The sequence below is a fragment of the Lactobacillus sp. ESL0246 genome (genome assembly GCF_003692965.1).
Taxonomy (GTDB): Bacteria; Bacillota; Bacilli; order Lactobacillales; family Lactobacillaceae; genus Lactobacillus.
Genome location: NZ_REHC01000006.1, coordinates 168092 through 182836, shown reverse-complemented (window position 1 = coordinate 182836; position 14745 = coordinate 168092). Strand labels below are relative to the sequence as shown.

At 35.1% G+C, this 14745-nt stretch carries 13 protein-coding genes; 1 reads left to right on the top strand and 12 read right to left on the bottom strand.

Annotated features, from left to right (window positions below):
• Positions 1–83: 83 nt before the first annotated feature.
• The 11 genes from F5ESL0246_RS02685 to F5ESL0246_RS02635 all read right to left on the bottom strand — a co-directional run bounded on the left by F5ESL0246_RS02685 (position 84) and on the right by F5ESL0246_RS02635 (position 12482).
• Positions 84–1811 (bottom strand): phospho-sugar mutase, encoded by a 1728-nt coding sequence (locus F5ESL0246_RS02685; protein ID WP_122017979.1) that lies wholly within the window; start codon positions 1809–1811, stop codon positions 84–86.
• 220 nt (positions 1812–2031) lie between these two features.
• A complete protein-coding gene (trxB, locus tag F5ESL0246_RS02680; protein WP_122017978.1) occupies positions 2032–2958 on the bottom strand; it encodes a thioredoxin-disulfide reductase in 927 nt (308 codons plus the stop codon).
• 57 nt (positions 2959–3015) lie between these two features.
• Positions 3016–4035: an NAD(P)H-dependent glycerol-3-phosphate dehydrogenase gene (locus F5ESL0246_RS02675; RefSeq protein ID WP_122017977.1), complete on the bottom strand. Its 1020-nt coding sequence runs from the start codon at positions 4033–4035 to the stop codon at positions 3016–3018.
• Positions 4036–4076: 41 nt separating this feature from the next.
• Positions 4077–4913 (bottom strand): prolipoprotein diacylglyceryl transferase, encoded by an 837-nt coding sequence (lgt, locus tag F5ESL0246_RS02670; protein WP_122017976.1) that lies wholly within the window; start codon positions 4911–4913, stop codon positions 4077–4079.
• Positions 4914–5858 (bottom strand): HPr(Ser) kinase/phosphatase, encoded by a 945-nt coding sequence (hprK, locus tag F5ESL0246_RS02665; protein WP_122017975.1) that lies wholly within the window; start codon positions 5856–5858, stop codon positions 4914–4916. It abuts the gene before it with no gap.
• Between the two features lie 17 nt (positions 5859–5875).
• Positions 5876–6145: a hypothetical protein gene (locus F5ESL0246_RS02660; protein WP_122017974.1), complete on the bottom strand. Its 270-nt coding sequence runs from the start codon at positions 6143–6145 to the stop codon at positions 5876–5878.
• A 15-nt stretch (positions 6146–6160) separates the two neighbouring features.
• Positions 6161–7277, bottom strand: a protein-coding gene (gene prfB, locus F5ESL0246_RS02655; RefSeq protein WP_199688553.1) for a peptide chain release factor 2 whose coding sequence is annotated in 2 segments (ribosomal slippage) — positions 6161–7204 and positions 7206–7277 — 1116 coding nt in all. Because the reading frame shifts where the segments join, the coding sequence is not laid out codon by codon here.
• A gap of 67 nt (positions 7278–7344) precedes the next feature.
• Positions 7345–9744 carry a preprotein translocase subunit SecA gene (gene secA, locus F5ESL0246_RS02650; RefSeq protein WP_122017972.1) on the bottom strand — a complete coding sequence of 800 codons (2400 nt, stop codon included), beginning with the start codon at positions 9742–9744 and terminating at the stop codon, positions 7345–7347.
• 132 nt (positions 9745–9876) lie between these two features.
• The gene (gene hpf, locus F5ESL0246_RS02645) at positions 9877–10434 is read right to left on the bottom strand and encodes a ribosome hibernation-promoting factor, HPF/YfiA family (RefSeq protein ID WP_122017971.1); all 558 of its coding nucleotides are present in this window, start codon (positions 10432–10434) and stop codon (positions 9877–9879) included.
• A gap of 81 nt (positions 10435–10515) precedes the next feature.
• Complete coding sequence (locus F5ESL0246_RS02640; RefSeq protein ID WP_122017970.1) at positions 10516–11205, bottom strand: ComF family protein; 690 nt, start codon at positions 11203–11205, stop codon at positions 10516–10518.
• Positions 11202–12482 carry a helicase-related protein gene (locus tag F5ESL0246_RS02635; RefSeq protein ID WP_122017969.1) on the bottom strand — a complete coding sequence of 427 codons (1281 nt, stop codon included), beginning with the start codon at positions 12480–12482 and terminating at the stop codon, positions 11202–11204. Before F5ESL0246_RS02635 ends, F5ESL0246_RS02640 begins: the two co-directional genes overlap by 4 nt.
• Before the next feature lie 46 nt (positions 12483–12528).
• Here F5ESL0246_RS02635 and F5ESL0246_RS02630 point away from each other — a divergent pair, with 46 nt between their 5' ends.
• On the top strand, positions 12529–13176 hold the full coding sequence (locus F5ESL0246_RS02630) for a YigZ family protein (protein ID WP_122017968.1): 648 nt from the start codon (positions 12529–12531) through the stop codon (positions 13174–13176).
• Positions 13177–13582: 406 nt separating this feature from the next.
• Here the strand turns inward: F5ESL0246_RS02630 and F5ESL0246_RS02625 are convergent, their stop codons facing one another.
• The gene (locus F5ESL0246_RS02625) at positions 13583–14740 is read right to left on the bottom strand and encodes a glycosyltransferase family 4 protein (protein WP_122017967.1); all 1158 of its coding nucleotides are present in this window, start codon (positions 14738–14740) and stop codon (positions 13583–13585) included.
• Positions 14741–14745: the final 5 nt, after the last annotated feature.

Below are 14745 nucleotides of genomic sequence, written 5' to 3'. Positions count from 1 at the left end.
AAAAAAGTTGGACACAATAAGCCCAACTTTTACTTTATATTTGCCATTTTACGCTTCCGAACATATTTTCGCACGCTTTTTGCTTATTTTAATAAAGCTGCTAAAGCTGTTTGATAATTTTCGGCCACCTTCTGAGCCAAGCTGATATTAGGCTGATTAACCCCAACATAGACTTTAATCACTGGTTCTGTACCCGAAGGACGAAGGGCAAGCCAAGTTTCATCAGCTAGAAAGTATTTTAAAACATTTGATTTGGGTAGATCCGCCATTTTTACTGGCGCCTTACCAATATAACTTTCCTTTTGCATTAAAAAGTCTTGCACTTTAATAACTTTAACTCCATTAATTTGGTTTAACTGCTCTTTTCGCAATTTTACCATTAACTCATTCATTAATTTTTGTCCGCTAATCCCTGGCATTTCAATCGCACGCGTAATTTCATAAGAAGTACCATATTTTTGCCAGATTTCTTCAAGGCCTTCAAGAACAGTCATTTTTCGTGAGGCATAATAAGTAGCTACTTCTGCAAACATTAACGCTCCCTGCATTGCATCTTTATCACGAGCAAACGGTTGAAACAGATAACCATAACTTTCTTCAAAGCCCATTAAAAAGTGACCGTCATGTTGTTTATTCATTCGATCAATTTCTTCACCAATAAACTTAAATCCAGTTAGTACTGATTTTGTTTTAATGCCAAAATCTTGCGCAATCTTTAAAGGCATATTGCTAGAAACAATGGAAGTAATTAATTCATAATCGCTTTGCAATTGTCCATTATTCTTTAAATTAGTTAATAAATAGTAACTCATTAAAGTGGCAATTTGATTACCCGTCAAAACTTGAAAATTCCCGTCTTTTTTCCGAACACATGCACCCATCCTATCAGCATCAGGATCAGTAGCAATGATTAGATCGGCATTTTTTTTATTAGCCAGCTTAATCCCTTCATCAAATACATCTCTATATTCGGGATTAGGCTTTTTGGTAGTCGGAAATTCTGGATCAATTACTGATTGACTTGGAACTGGAATAACATTCATAAAACCATTTTGGCGAAAAGCACGATCATACAGCATCTTACCAGTTCCATGTAGAGGTGTATAAATTAATGTTAATTTAGCACCATTTTCTTTAATCAATGTAGTATTAACATTGATTTTTTTAAGTTCTCTAAGATAAGCTTGATCTAAATCCTCTCCAATTAATTCAAGGATATTCATTGCTCGCAGTTTTTTAATATCAGCTGCATTAACGTTAAAAATATTTTCTACCTTTTGTGCATATTGAAAAACTTGACTAGCATCTTCGGGCCCCATTTGGGCACCATCAGCGCCGTAGACCTTATATCCATTATATTGTTTGGCATTGTGAGAAGCAGTTATATTGATTCCAGCAAAAGCATGTAAATGCCGCACTGCATATGATAATTCTGGTGTCGGACGTAAATCATCAAATAAATAAACATGAATCCCATGTTCACCTAAAACACGAGCTGCATATTCGGCAAATTCACGGGAATGATATCGTGAATCAAACGAAATTACTACACCCTGTTTTTTGGCTATTTCACCTTTCTCAGCAATTAATCGAGCTAAGCCTTCAGTAACTCGACCAATTGTGAACAAGTTGATTCGATTTGTGCCTGGTTCAAGCAAGCCACGCATTCCAGCCGTTCCAAAATTAATATCTTGGCCAAAAGCATCATTAATCCAATTAGAATCCTTGCCTAATTCTATTAATTGCTTTTGCAGATAATCGGGCATAATAGGTGAAGTTTTCCATGCGTTAAAAGTTTCTTCCGCATTCATTGTAATATTAATCCTCTTTTTCTATAATAAATTAATTTTTATAGTCTTATTCTAGCATTTCTTTTCATAAGTATTGTTAAACTTAAGAAAGAATTCATGGTACTATTTAAATTTTTTACTTAAACAAATTAAAGAATAACATAGGCTTCCCGATAGCTTGCGCATAAAAAAAGCCTTAAAAGTAATTTACTTTTAAGACTTAGTATCAAGCAATTTTTTATTAGTCGTTTAAAGCTTGCAAATAATTATAGGCTTCTTGGCCTGCAATACTTCCATCACCGACAGCATTAGCAATTTGACGCAAATCCTTTGCACGTACATCACCAATTGCAAACACTCCGTCGTGCTTGGTCTTCATATGTTCATCCGTAGGAATCCAACCGTTTTGATCAAGAATATCCAAGTTTTTAAAAGCTGTAGTTTGAGGAATAACACCAACATAAATAAATACACCATGTACTGATAAATGTTTCAATTCAGCGGTTTTCTTATCTTTATAAGTTATTCCGGTTACTCGGTTCCCATCGCCTTCGATTGACGCTGTTTCCGCATCCCAAATAAAATGCATTTTTTCATTCGCAAATGCACGCTTTTGTAATGTTGGTTGAGCTCGCAATTGATCACGACGGTGAACTACGGTTACTGACTTAGCATTTTGAGCCAAGTAAATCCCCTCTTCAATTGCGGAATCGCCGCCACCAATTACGGCTAAGTCTTCATCTTTGAAAAAGGCTGCATCACAAACGGCACAATACGAAACACCTTTTCCAGAATACTCATCTTCACCCGGTACATCTAAATGGCGATGATCAGCTCCAGTCGCAATGATTAACACTGGCGCACTGTACTCGCCAGTATCTGTTTTTACTAGTTTAGTGTTTCTTTCAACAGTAACTGTTTGCACATCCCCATATTCAAACTTAGCACCAAACTTCATTACCGAATTGTACATTTTTTCGCCCAATTCGGGACCTTTTATTTCACTAAATCCAGGATAATTATCAATCGCATCTGTGTTATTCATTTGACCGCCATAAGGTCCACGATCAAGAATTAAAACAGAAAGATTTGCACGTGACGCATATAAAGCCGCCGTTAAACCTCCAGGACCAGCACCGATAATGATCACATCATATTTTTGGGTCATATTTTTACCTCAGCAACTTTCTTATTTTTAGTAAGTAAATTTTACAATATAAATCTTTTAAAGTCTAATTTCTGGCTTTGGAATCCTACCCATCATCTTTGTAATTTCATTATCAACATTAGCCTTTTGGTACAAAACACGATAAATTGCTTCACTAATCGGCATATCTATTTGCTTTTCTTGGCACAATTCATGAACAGCTTTAACAGTTGTTGCCCCTTCAACCACTTGTCCCATATTTTTAAGTACATAGTCTAGACTTTTGCCTTCACCTATTTGCTTACCACAACGCCAATTACGTGAATTAACTGAAGTACAAGTTACAATTAGATCACCAATTCCAGCTAACCCACTAAAAGTCATTGGTTTTGCCCCAAAATAATTAACTCCTAGGCGGGTAATTTCAGCAAGTCCACGAGTCATTAACGCCGCTTTAGCATTATCACCATAATTCTTACCAACCAGGATACCAGCCGCAATTGCAATTACATTTTTAACTGCACCAGCCACTTCTACACCAATTAAATCGGTATTTGTATACAATCTTAAATATCCATTAGTAAAAATTTCTTGAACTTTTTGAGCATTATCAGCATTATCCGAGGCACATGTGATTGCAGTTAAATCTTTTTGCGCAACACTTTCAGCATGACTTGGTCCAGAAATAGCAACAATTTTATCAGTATCATTAGGATAAATTTCTTCAGTTAAAATTTCAGAAATCAATTTCTTGGAGCCTGGTTCAATTCCTTTAGTTGCAGTAACTAACAAAGGCTTACTTTTACTTGCTGTTAAAACTTGGTTTACTTTTTTAGCAACTTCGCGAATTGCTTGAGTTGGTAAAACGAAGAGAATAATATCTGCCTCATTCAGTGCTAGTTCCAAATCATCCGTTGCTCGTACAGTTTCATTCACATACCAATTCTTCATATAATGTTCATTGGTGTGATTATCATTAATTTCTTGGTTTACCTGTACATTATTTCCATACAGTATAACTTCGTTACCGTTATCTGCAAGTAATGAGCCTAAAACGGTTCCCCATGAACCAGCACCTAGAACTGCAATTTTTGCCATCTTTTTCTCCAGACTTTCTGTATAAATTAATATAGCTTATCTCAAGCTCTTGTATACGGATACTTAAGTCCGCTACCATCTAAATACCATTTCGGTTTGATTACTTTTCTCCGATATATAAATAACCCAATAGTCACAATAAATAAAATTAAACTTAACAATTGCGAAACACGGATTGTCCCGGCTAAATACAAGCTATCTGTTCGTAAACCTTCAACAAAAAAACGAACAACGGAATACCAAGCTAAGTATAGCATGAAGACTTCGCCTTGTTTGAATAAATATTGCCGGTGACGCAAAAGCAAAATCAGAATTAAGCCTAGAAGATTAAAAACAGATTCATATAAAAATGTAGGCTGATAATATACACCATTAATCTTCATTTGGGCAATAACAAATGTAGGCAAATGCATCTTCTGTAAAAACTCTAAAGTTGTCGGTCCGCCATGAGCTTCTTGATTAAAAAAGTTACCCCAGCGTCCCAATATTTGTGCGGCCATTACTCCTGGTGCAATAATATCAAGCATTAAAAATGGTGGCAGCATTCTTTTATAACAAAACACAAGCAACACTATAAGACCGGATAATAAGCCTCCATAAATTGCGATTCCACCATTCCATATTGCAATAATTTGATCGGGGTGCTGAGCATAATAATTCCATTCAAACACAACATAATAAATCCGTGCCCCTATATATCCTAAAGGAACCGCCCATAGCAACAGATCTATAAAGTCATCGCTTGCGATTTGCCGCTTTTGACCTTCGACAATTGCCATTGAGACCGCCATAATAATTGCCAGTGCCATAATGACACCATACCACTTAACATTTAAACTACCTAGCGCAAATGCAACTGGGTTAATAGTTAACCACATCTATTTATCCTTTTTAGAATTTTGAGCAATCAAAGCAGTTAAATTATCATCAAAAGTTTTGGTTGCATTATATCCCATCTTTTTTGCCCGAAAGTTCATTGCTGCTACCTCAATAATATCCTCCATATTACGTCCTACTTTGACCGGAATTGTAATTTGAGGAACTTCAACATTGCAAATATCCCGACTGCTTTCTTCAAAACCGAGTCGATCATAATTAGCATTATTATCCCAATTCACAAGTTTTATCACTAATTGGATAGGGCCACGATTTTTAACTGCTCCTACGCCGAATAATTCCATTACATTAATAATTCCGATACCTCGAATTTCCATAATATGTTTCAAAATTTGGGGTGGCTCACCCATCACAGTTTCAGTATCCTGTTGATAAGCATCTACCCGATCATCTGCAATTAACCGGTGACCGCGCCTAATTAAACCAAGTGCCGTTTCCGACTTACCAACTCCTGAATCTCCAGTTAGCAAAATTCCTAATCCCTTAACTTCAACCATGACACCATGAATAGTCTCACGAATAGCTAAACGCTCACGTAAATATTCTGTCAAAATACTAGAGATATACGTTGTAGATTCAGAAACTGATAAGATAGGTATTTTTGCTGCCTCGGCTGCGACAACCAGTTCCTGTGGAACACGTAAAGAACGCGAAACAAAGAAACATGGAGTTTGTGGTGTACAGAGCTTTTTAAAAACGCAAACTAAACTTTCATGATCAAGCCTAGCTGCATAGGAAATTTCCGTTCGTCCTAGAAGTTGAATACGTTGATTAGGATAAAAATCAAAATATCCAGTCAATTCCAATCCCGGCCTATATATATCTGAAACTGCAATCTCTTTACCGGTAATATATTGTTTACCATGGACGATATGGACAATTTTATTATCTTGAATCAAATCTTTTAATTTAACTGCATTTGCCATTTAAATTGCCTCTTAGTTTACTTATCTACATCTTTAGTTTCTGCATCTCGCACTTTTTTGCGTTTGGGATAGGGGTTTTCATTATTGGACCAATTTTGCCAAGTTCCTTTTTCGTTAGGTGTTTCATCAGTTTTATCATGATTGGTAAAATGATTAATTAACCAAATAATTACTGCAATTACTAAAACTGCAGGTAAGAGTAAAAATATAATATGAAAAGCAGCAAAAGTAAAACCCAGTATAATTACTGCCAAAAGTACGATACAAATAATTGCCAAAAAACTCATTTCTTCACCTTTTTCCTATTCAGGATTTGCCTGACTAAGTATCCATTGTAAATAAGCATAAACAAATGGCTGCAATTTACCGTCCATCACACCACTCGTGTCGGAAGTTTCATAGCCCGTCCGCAAATCTTTAACCAGATTATAGGGATGAAAAACATATGATCGAATTTGTGAACCCCAACCGATTTCTTTTTGATCGCCCTTTAGTTCTTGTTTATGCTGCCTTTTTTTCTCTTCTTCTAAATGAAAAAGTTTTGCACGCAGTTCATTCATTGCTGTCTCTCGATTTTGCAATTGAGAACGCTGTGCCTGTGACGTTGTAACAAAACCTGTTGGCAAATGAGTTATTCGCACAGCACTAGAAGTTTTATTAATATGCTGGCCCCCAGCACCACTTGAACGATAAACATCAATTCGTAAATCTTTAGGATTAATATCAATTTTTATACTGTCGTCAATTTCAGGAATAACTTCGACTGAGGCAAACGAAGTGTGACGACGCTTAGCTGAATCAAATGGTGAGATTCGAACTAAGCGATGTACACCATGTTCTGATTTAAGCAAACCATAAGCATTTTTACCAGTAATTCTAATACTAGCACTCTTAAGGCCTGCCTCTTCACCTGGTTCATAATTATTAATTTCAAATCCAAAATTACGCTGGTCAGAATAACGTTGATACATTCTTAGCAACATCTGAGCCCAATCCATAGCTTCGGTTCCACCTGCACCCGGATGAATTTCCAATAAAGCATTGTGATTGTCATATTTTCCTGATAAAAGCAAATCCATCTCATATTCATGAAATTTACCTTGAAGCTGCTTTAAATCATTTTCAACCTCTTGTTGAAGATCTGCATCTGGTTCTTCAACTAGTAATTCCAAGGCCGTAGACGCATTTTGATAATTCTCTTGTAAATCTAAAAAAGAATTTCGCTTTTCTTTTAGTAAATTTGTTGCCGAAATCAATTTTTGTGCACGTTCTTGGTCATTCCAAAAATCTGCATCCTGCATTTTATGTTCATTAATTGTAATGCTGTCAGCAATTGCATCTAAGTCAAAGAGACCCCCTAAAATGATCTAAGCGAGCTCTTAAACTATCTAATTCACTTTGAATTTCATTAATTTCCATATGATCAATTACTCCTAATAAATTCCAAAAAAAGGGAAAGCAGCTGCTTTCCCTTCAATCTTAACTTTTAACGACTAAGATTTTGTCTGATTTCAGCTTTCATAAATAAACGAGTTACATCAAACTCAATATTAGAAATCATTTCTTCAAACATATTGTATCCAGAATCTTGGTATTCAACGAGTGGATTAAGCTGACCGTAACCACGTAAACTAATTGATTGACGCAATTGATCCATTGCATCAATATGATCAGTCCAACGGTCATCTACTACCCGTAAAATAACAACTTTTTCAAATTCTAACATATCTGATGGATCGGCCAAAATCTGTTTTTTCTGTTGATAGTTTTCTTCAACAAATTCATACAGTTTCTGCTTTAATTCAGGAACTGTAATTGTCTTAAAGTCAAGTTTTTCAACTTCTTCATCATTTGTCAAACTTGAACTAATGAAATCTCTCAAAGAATCAAGTCGCCACTTGCTACGATCACCCTGCGTAAACATATCAACTTGACTATTAATTGTACGATGAATCATCGGAATTAAAACATCTTTAAGTGAAGTTTCTTCTCCAATAACTTGCATCCGTTCACCATAGATAATTTCTCTTTGAATTCGCATAACATCATCATATTGCAATGTTTGTTTACGCGTATCATAGTTATTACCTTCGACACGTTTTTGAGCTGACTCGACTTGTCTTGTAATTAAACGACTTTCAATTACCTTATCATCGTCATTATCCGATAACCGATCCAAAAAGTCTTTAACTCGGTCACCACCAAAGCGTTTCATCAGATCATCTTCAAGTGAAAGATAAAATCTAGTTACACCAGGATCTCCCTGGCGACCAGAACGACCACGAAGCTGATTATCAATTCTGCGTGATTCATGACGTTCAGTCCCAATCACAGCTAAACCACCCAATTCTTTTACACCAGGTCCCAATTTAATATCAGTCCCACGACCAGCCATGTTGGTAGCTATCGTAACCGCACCACGTTGACCTGCATTCATAATAATCTGGGCTTCCTTAGCATGATTTTTAGCGTTTAATACTGCGTGCGGAATACCGGCCTGATTAAGCATCTTGCTTAATCTTTCTGAACTTTCAACTGCAACTGTTCCGACCAACACAGGCTGTCCTTTTGAATGACGCTCTTTAATTTCATTTACAACAGCCTCAAATTTTGAATTTAGGGTTGGATATAAAATATCAGATTGATCTTTCCTAATATTAGGACGGTTCGTCGGAATTGTGATTACCTGCATATTATAGATTTCACGAAATTCTTCTTCTTCTGTCTTAGCCGTACCTGTCATTCCTGATAATTTTTTATACATTCTAAAGAAATTTTGGTAAGTAATTGTGGCTTGCGTCTTGGATTCTTCCTGAATTTTAACGCCCTCTTTAGCCTCAATTGCTTGATGTAACCCATCGGAATAACGCCGACCACTCATCACACGACCCGTAAATGAATCAACAATTAAAACTTCACCATCTTGAACCACATAGTCAATATCATTAAGCATAATATAATTGGCACGTAGTGCTTGATCTAAGTGATGAACCAATTTTTGATTTTCGACATCATACAAATTTTTTAAGCCAAAATGATCACAGGCTTTTTGAATTCCTGTTCTAGTCAATGCAATCGATTTAGTTGGCCAGTCAATTTTATAATCGCCGTGGTCTTCATCATCATCAGCGTCATCTCCACTAGTATCTTCATGAAGTGATTTAACAAAACGATCAGCTCTGATATAGTCGCCATTAGCCTGCTCGGCTTCACCAGAAATAATGAGCGGTGTTCTCGCTTCATCAATTAAAATTGAATCGACTTCATCAATAATAGCGTAATTTAATTCGCGTTGAACCATTTGTTCTTTATAAACCACCATGTTATCACGCAAATAATCAAAGCCTAATTCAGCGTTAGTTGAATAAGTAACATCACAATCATATGCTTCACGCTTTTCATCAGGTGACATTGAATTTAAATTTAAACCAACAGTTAACCCAAGCCACTTATATAATTGACCCATTTCTTCAGCATCACGACTTGAAAGATATTCATTGACCGTCACAACGTGAACCCCTTTGCCTGTCAATGCATTTAAATAAACGGGCATTGTAGCCGTTAAAGTCTTTCCTTCACCAGTCATCATTTCGGCAATATTACCAAAATGCAAAGCAATCCCACCTAGTATTTGAACATGGAACGGATACAAGCCCAAAACTCTTTTGGCACCTTCACGAGCAACTCCAAAAGCTTCTGGCAATATTTTGTCTAATTCCTCGCCCTTTTCTAGTCGTGCTCGAAATTCAGGTGTCTTTGCCTTCAACTCTTCATCTGAAAGTTTGTCATATTCATCAGCATAATTTTCAACTTGATTAGCAAGCTTTTCAAATTTTTTTAGTTCTCTTTTATCATTATTGTATAGTTTCTTTAAAACGTTTACCATTTAATCGATCCTTATATGTAGTTAAGTATAAAAACACATATTAATTTTAACATGATTAGTGCAAAATTAAAAATAAACAAAACAAAGACCTCACATTAAATGTGGGGTCCTCTGCTTATAACAGCATTGTTTTTACTTTGTTTCAATCAAACCGTATTGACCATCATTTCTACGATATACAATACTAGTTCCATTTGTTTCAGCATCTTGGAATACAAAGAAATCGTGTTCCAACATGTTCATTTGTAAAATTGCTTCTTCAGGACTCATTGGCTTCAAGCCAATCTGTTTATTGCGTACAATAGAGAATCCACTGCCATCATCATTATCAATGTCACCGGTATCTGTATCCGAATTTTCAACTAAGAAATCATTGATTCCCTTTTCCCGACTCTTTCGATTAATTTTGGTCTTGTACTTTCTAATCTGACGTTCCAGTTTTTCAGAAACAAAATCTATGCTTCTATACATATCATCGCTTGTTTCCTCTGCTCTCAATACTAAGTACGGTAGTGGGATAGTAATTTCAACTTTAGCCGTATGATCACGATATACCTTAAGATTAACGTGGGCAACAACATCTTGATTCAAATCAAAATATTTCTCCATTTTCTTTAGGCGTTTCTCGACATAACTTCTCAAAGCATCAGTTACCTCAATATTTTCACCACGAATATTATACTTTAACATATGAGATTCTCCTTTCAATTGTTAATGCAACTTTACTTAATTATATTATAACAAATCTTGAAAGCGCTGAACAAGATTAAACTATCTATAAATTGTAAAACTGCTTATTTGAACAGACGGATACCTTTTGATAATTGCATCACGTGCATGATACAACGTTCTTCCCGTAGTATAAATATCATCCAAAAGTAATATTTTTTTATTGTTTAAGTTTACTTTAAAGTCTTTCTTTATAAAAAAGCTTTGTGGCGTTTTCAATCTTTCACTACGATTCTTCTCGCCCTGTGCGCTTAGTCCACCATGCTTATCCAACACAGAAGTTAACAAAACCAAATCATCAAAAATACTGGTTATTGTATCAAACTGACGACTAGCACAATGTTCTGGTGAAGTCGGAAGTGGAACGTAAAAATCTGCATGAATTTTTTTCAAGTTAAGATAGCACAATTGCTGCAATACTTTTGCCAAAACAAAATCACCATAACGTTTATAATTTACCATTAAATCATGTGCAGCTTGATTATACTGATAAACTGCATGATTATGTATTAGGTTATCGCCATAAAGGTGGCGCCAATTTTGACAATCCTTGCAAATTATATTTTTATCCAATTCACGATCACAAAACTGACATCTTGGTTGACTTAATTTAGTAAATTTTGCTTTGCAAGACCTACACAGGTATTCTTCAGGCTGTTTTTTCCAATAAAGTATCTGACAAAATGATATTTGTGGCGTAAATTGTTGTCCACAAACAAGACATAACTTCATTTATTAAGCTCCTTGATTTGTTTTACAGCACTTTGAATACTACGAGTATATTTTTGATAACAAAAAAGAACTAATCCTCCTACATCATCTTGTGCGCGACCTACACGGCCAGCAATTTGAATTAAACTTGAGGTCGTAAATATTGCGTCATCTGCCTGGACAATAATTACCCAGACATGTTTAAAAGTAACCCCTCGTTCTAAGATCGTTGTTGTGACCAGAAGCTGTATTTTACCTTCACGAAATTGTTGGACTTTACTCAAACGCTTTTTATCTGCAGCATAAACTCCTTCTATATTAATTTGATGTAATTCAGGAACTTTCTTCAAAGCAGATAAATACAACGAAATTTGTTCAATTCGTGGTACAAATAATAGTAAGGGATGTTGTGATTTTATTACTCCAATTATTTCTTTTATTAGTTTTGGGTGCAGATGACCTTTATTTAAAAAGGGGCGCAAAAATAATTTTTCGCGAGGTATCGGCAACAAGCCCCCATGAAAACGACGATTTAACTTTAGAACTCTAATTTTACCAGCCTCAACTTCTTGAAGAATATCACGTGTTGGTGTCGCAGTTAAATAAATACGAATTCCACTAGTTTTAATAGCATTTTTCGCACCAAAATGAAGCTGAGAATTATCTATATATGGGAAAGAATCTGCTTCATCAATTATTAACAAATCAAATGCATGGTAAAACTTAAGAAGTTGATGCGTAGTACATAAAGTTAACTGCTCTAATTCAGGTTCTTTGAATTCACGACCATGATACTTCCCAATTTTCAATCCTTGAAATGCCTCTTGAATTCTAGGATAAAGTTCATTAATAACATCAATTCTTGGAGAAGCGATACAACAACGTTGTCCTAAACTAAGACACTCTGCAATTACTGCAAATAACATTTCGGTTTTTCCTGCACCAGTAACTGCATGAACTAAAGTTGCTCGCCTTTTTTTAAAATTTTCTACTAACTTTATTGACACTTGCTTCTGAGCCGGAGTTAACTGTCCTCGCCACTTTAAAATATCTTTTTTCTTTTGAAAAAAAACTTCACTTTCGTCACGCACAAGAAAGTCGTCCTCAGTAACGCGTCCTAAACCAATGCAGGCACGGCAATATGTCTTACCATTAGGCAATCGCTCCTTCACAGTTGTCCCACATCGATTGCAACGCTGATTTGAAATTGCTTTAATTGTTGTTAACCCCTTAGTTATGCTAAAATTTTTTTGTTGACTGATCCATTGACGACCAGCAAGATATGCGAGCTTCTCCATCTTTCATCCTCCATATATTAAATACGCTAAAAGGAGAGAAATTTTTTTGATGAAAAAGGAAAACTTTTTAACAATTAAAGAAAACGGTAGTCATGAAATAATAATTAAAAAGAGTCGTTTTATTACTTCATTTGTACGTGTATCTACTATCGATGAAGCCGAAAAAGCCATTTCAACCATTTCCAAAAAATATCGCGATGCTACACACAATACTTATGCTTATATAGTCGATAATCATGTAAAAGCCAGCGATAATGGTGAACCAGCTGGGACTGCAGGAGTGCCAGAATTAAACGCTTTGCAATTATTGAAGCTACAAAATATTATAGTTGTTGTTACTCGTTACTTTGGCGGTATAAAACTAGGAGCTGGTGGCCTAATTCGTGCTTATTCAAATAGCGTTACCCAAGCCGCAAAAAAAATTGGAATAGTTGAATGTATTCAACAACAGGAAATTAGCTTTAACATTGCCTATACCTATTTTGATAAGATAAACAACTATCTATCTAAAAAGAAAATTTCAATTGCTAAAATTGATTATGGCGTCGATGTGTGCTTGCATATTTTTGTTTCTGAAAAAGAGCAAGCTGAACTGCTTACAAATTTAACAGATCAATTAGCTGGACAAGTTCAGTTTATTAAAGGAAAAACACGGTATATTGAAATACCTGTCAATACTAACAAAGAGCATTAAAAAAGAGGCCTTAACTAAAAAGGGCTCTTTGCCAGAGAAAATGACTCTTAAAAGTTTAACTATTAGATTTATAATTAATTAAAGCTTGGTTCCAAGATTCGATTGGAATCAGGTTTTTAATTTACTCTTAGTTCGGTCATTGTTGCAATAACCAATATACTCAAACAGCTGCTTACTTTAATTTTTCAAAATTATGATAGCTAGTAATCTGACCGTAAAATATATCTGACTTTACAATCAAAATAAATTCTCTCTCAAGTAGCTATCCATTGAATTAGTGGTATGTCATGCTGTTTTAAAGTTCTTTAATAAATCCAAATTTTTCTTTATTAATTAATTTGATTATAAAAATAAGTCCCGGAAATTGTCTGATTTCCGAGACTCATATTACAAGAAAACATTCTTTTTAATGTTGATTATGTTTGTTTTTTAATTGTTCTGGTTTTTCTTGACCTAAATGCCAAACTTCAACAGTTGGGTCTTTCTTGCTACGTGAGTTAATTACTTTTTGAATCAGTGATAATAGCGGCTTGTATTTTTCACCTAAAAGTCCAATTGATTCGACAAAGATTTCTAAAGCAACCACTAATCCTGCAATTAAAAGCCACATACCCCAAATTGGTGATAGTAAAAATAATAGCGAAATGAATGAAAAGATTAGTGAAAGAGAATAAATTGCAAGAACAGTTTGACGGTGCGTTAACCCCATTTTCATTAATTGATGATGAAGATGATGCTTATCTGCTCGTGAAACTGGTTGATGATTAAGTTTTCGTCTTATCATAGCATAAATAGTATCTGTAATTGGGACACCTAGTATGGTTATAGGCACTAAAAGAGAAATAAAGGTTACATTTTTTAAGCCTTTCAGCGAGAAAACAGCAATCATAAAGCCGATATATAATGCCCCTGTATCACCAAGAAACATTTTAGCAGGATGAAAATTGTATGGTAAAAATCCTAATAAACAAGCTGCTAACATAAAGCAAGAAATTGGAATATAAAGTTGATCAGTATGTAAAAAGAAATATCCAACGATACCCATCGTTATTAGAGAAATCAATGAAACTCCGTCAGCTAAACCATCAAGCCCATCAATTAAATCAACAGCATTAGTCAAAGCCAAGATCCAAAAAATGGTAATAGGTAAACTCCACCAACCTAAATTAATTTGCTTATTCAAAAATGGCAGATTAAGAACATTCATTTTAATACCTGCCAAGAAATAAATAATTAAGGCACCAATTAAAATGCCAAACATTTTTTGACGCGGCTTAAGTTCTAAAATATCATCTATAATTCCTGTCAAAACAATGACACTAGAAGCTAACAACACACTAAAAGCTTCGTGTGTTGGAAATTGTTCTCGGAGAAGAACAAATGTACCGATATTATAGGTAACAAATATGCCTAAGCCCCCTAGTGTTGGCATCGGCTTTTTATTAACGCGTCTAGCATTTGGAATATCAACAGCTCCTAAGACAAAGGCTAATCGCCTAATAAATGGCGTAATTGCTGCTTGAATAATTACTAAAAAGAACAATTCAACAATAATTTTAAACATAGTCG

Excerpts from the sequence above, each read along its gene's own strand:
- F5ESL0246_RS02685 (WP_122017979.1), bottom strand. The coding sequence starts at position 1,811 with ATGAATGCGGAAGAAACTTTTAACGCATGGAAAACTTCACCTATTATG.
- trxB (WP_122017978.1), bottom strand. The coding sequence starts at position 2,958 with ATGACCCAAAAATATGATGTGATCATTATCGGTGCTGGTCCTGGAGGT.
- F5ESL0246_RS02675 (WP_122017977.1), bottom strand. The coding sequence starts at position 4,035 with ATGGCAAAAATTGCAGTTCTAGGTGCTGGTTCATGGGGAACCGTTTTA.
- lgt (WP_122017976.1), bottom strand. The coding sequence starts at position 4,913 with ATGTGGTTAACTATTAACCCAGTTGCATTTGCGCTAGGTAGTTTAAAT.
- hprK (WP_122017975.1), bottom strand. The coding sequence starts at position 5,858 with ATGGCAAATGCAGTTAAATTAAAAGATTTGATTCAAGATAATAAAATT.
- F5ESL0246_RS02660 (WP_122017974.1), bottom strand. The coding sequence starts at position 6,145 with ATGAGTTTTTTGGCAATTATTTGTATCGTACTTTTGGCAGTAATTATA.
- secA (WP_122017972.1), bottom strand. The coding sequence starts at position 9,744 with ATGGTAAACGTTTTAAAGAAACTATACAATAATGATAAAAGAGAACTA.
- hpf (WP_122017971.1), bottom strand. The coding sequence starts at position 10,434 with ATGTTAAAGTATAATATTCGTGGTGAAAATATTGAGGTAACTGATGCT.
- F5ESL0246_RS02640 (WP_122017970.1), bottom strand. The coding sequence starts at position 11,205 with ATGAAGTTATGTCTTGTTTGTGGACAACAATTTACGCCACAAATATCA.
- F5ESL0246_RS02635 (WP_122017969.1), bottom strand. The coding sequence starts at position 12,482 with ATGGAGAAGCTCGCATATCTTGCTGGTCGTCAATGGATCAGTCAACAA.
- F5ESL0246_RS02625 (WP_122017967.1), bottom strand. The coding sequence starts at position 14,740 with ATGTTTAAAATTATTGTTGAATTGTTCTTTTTAGTAATTATTCAAGCA.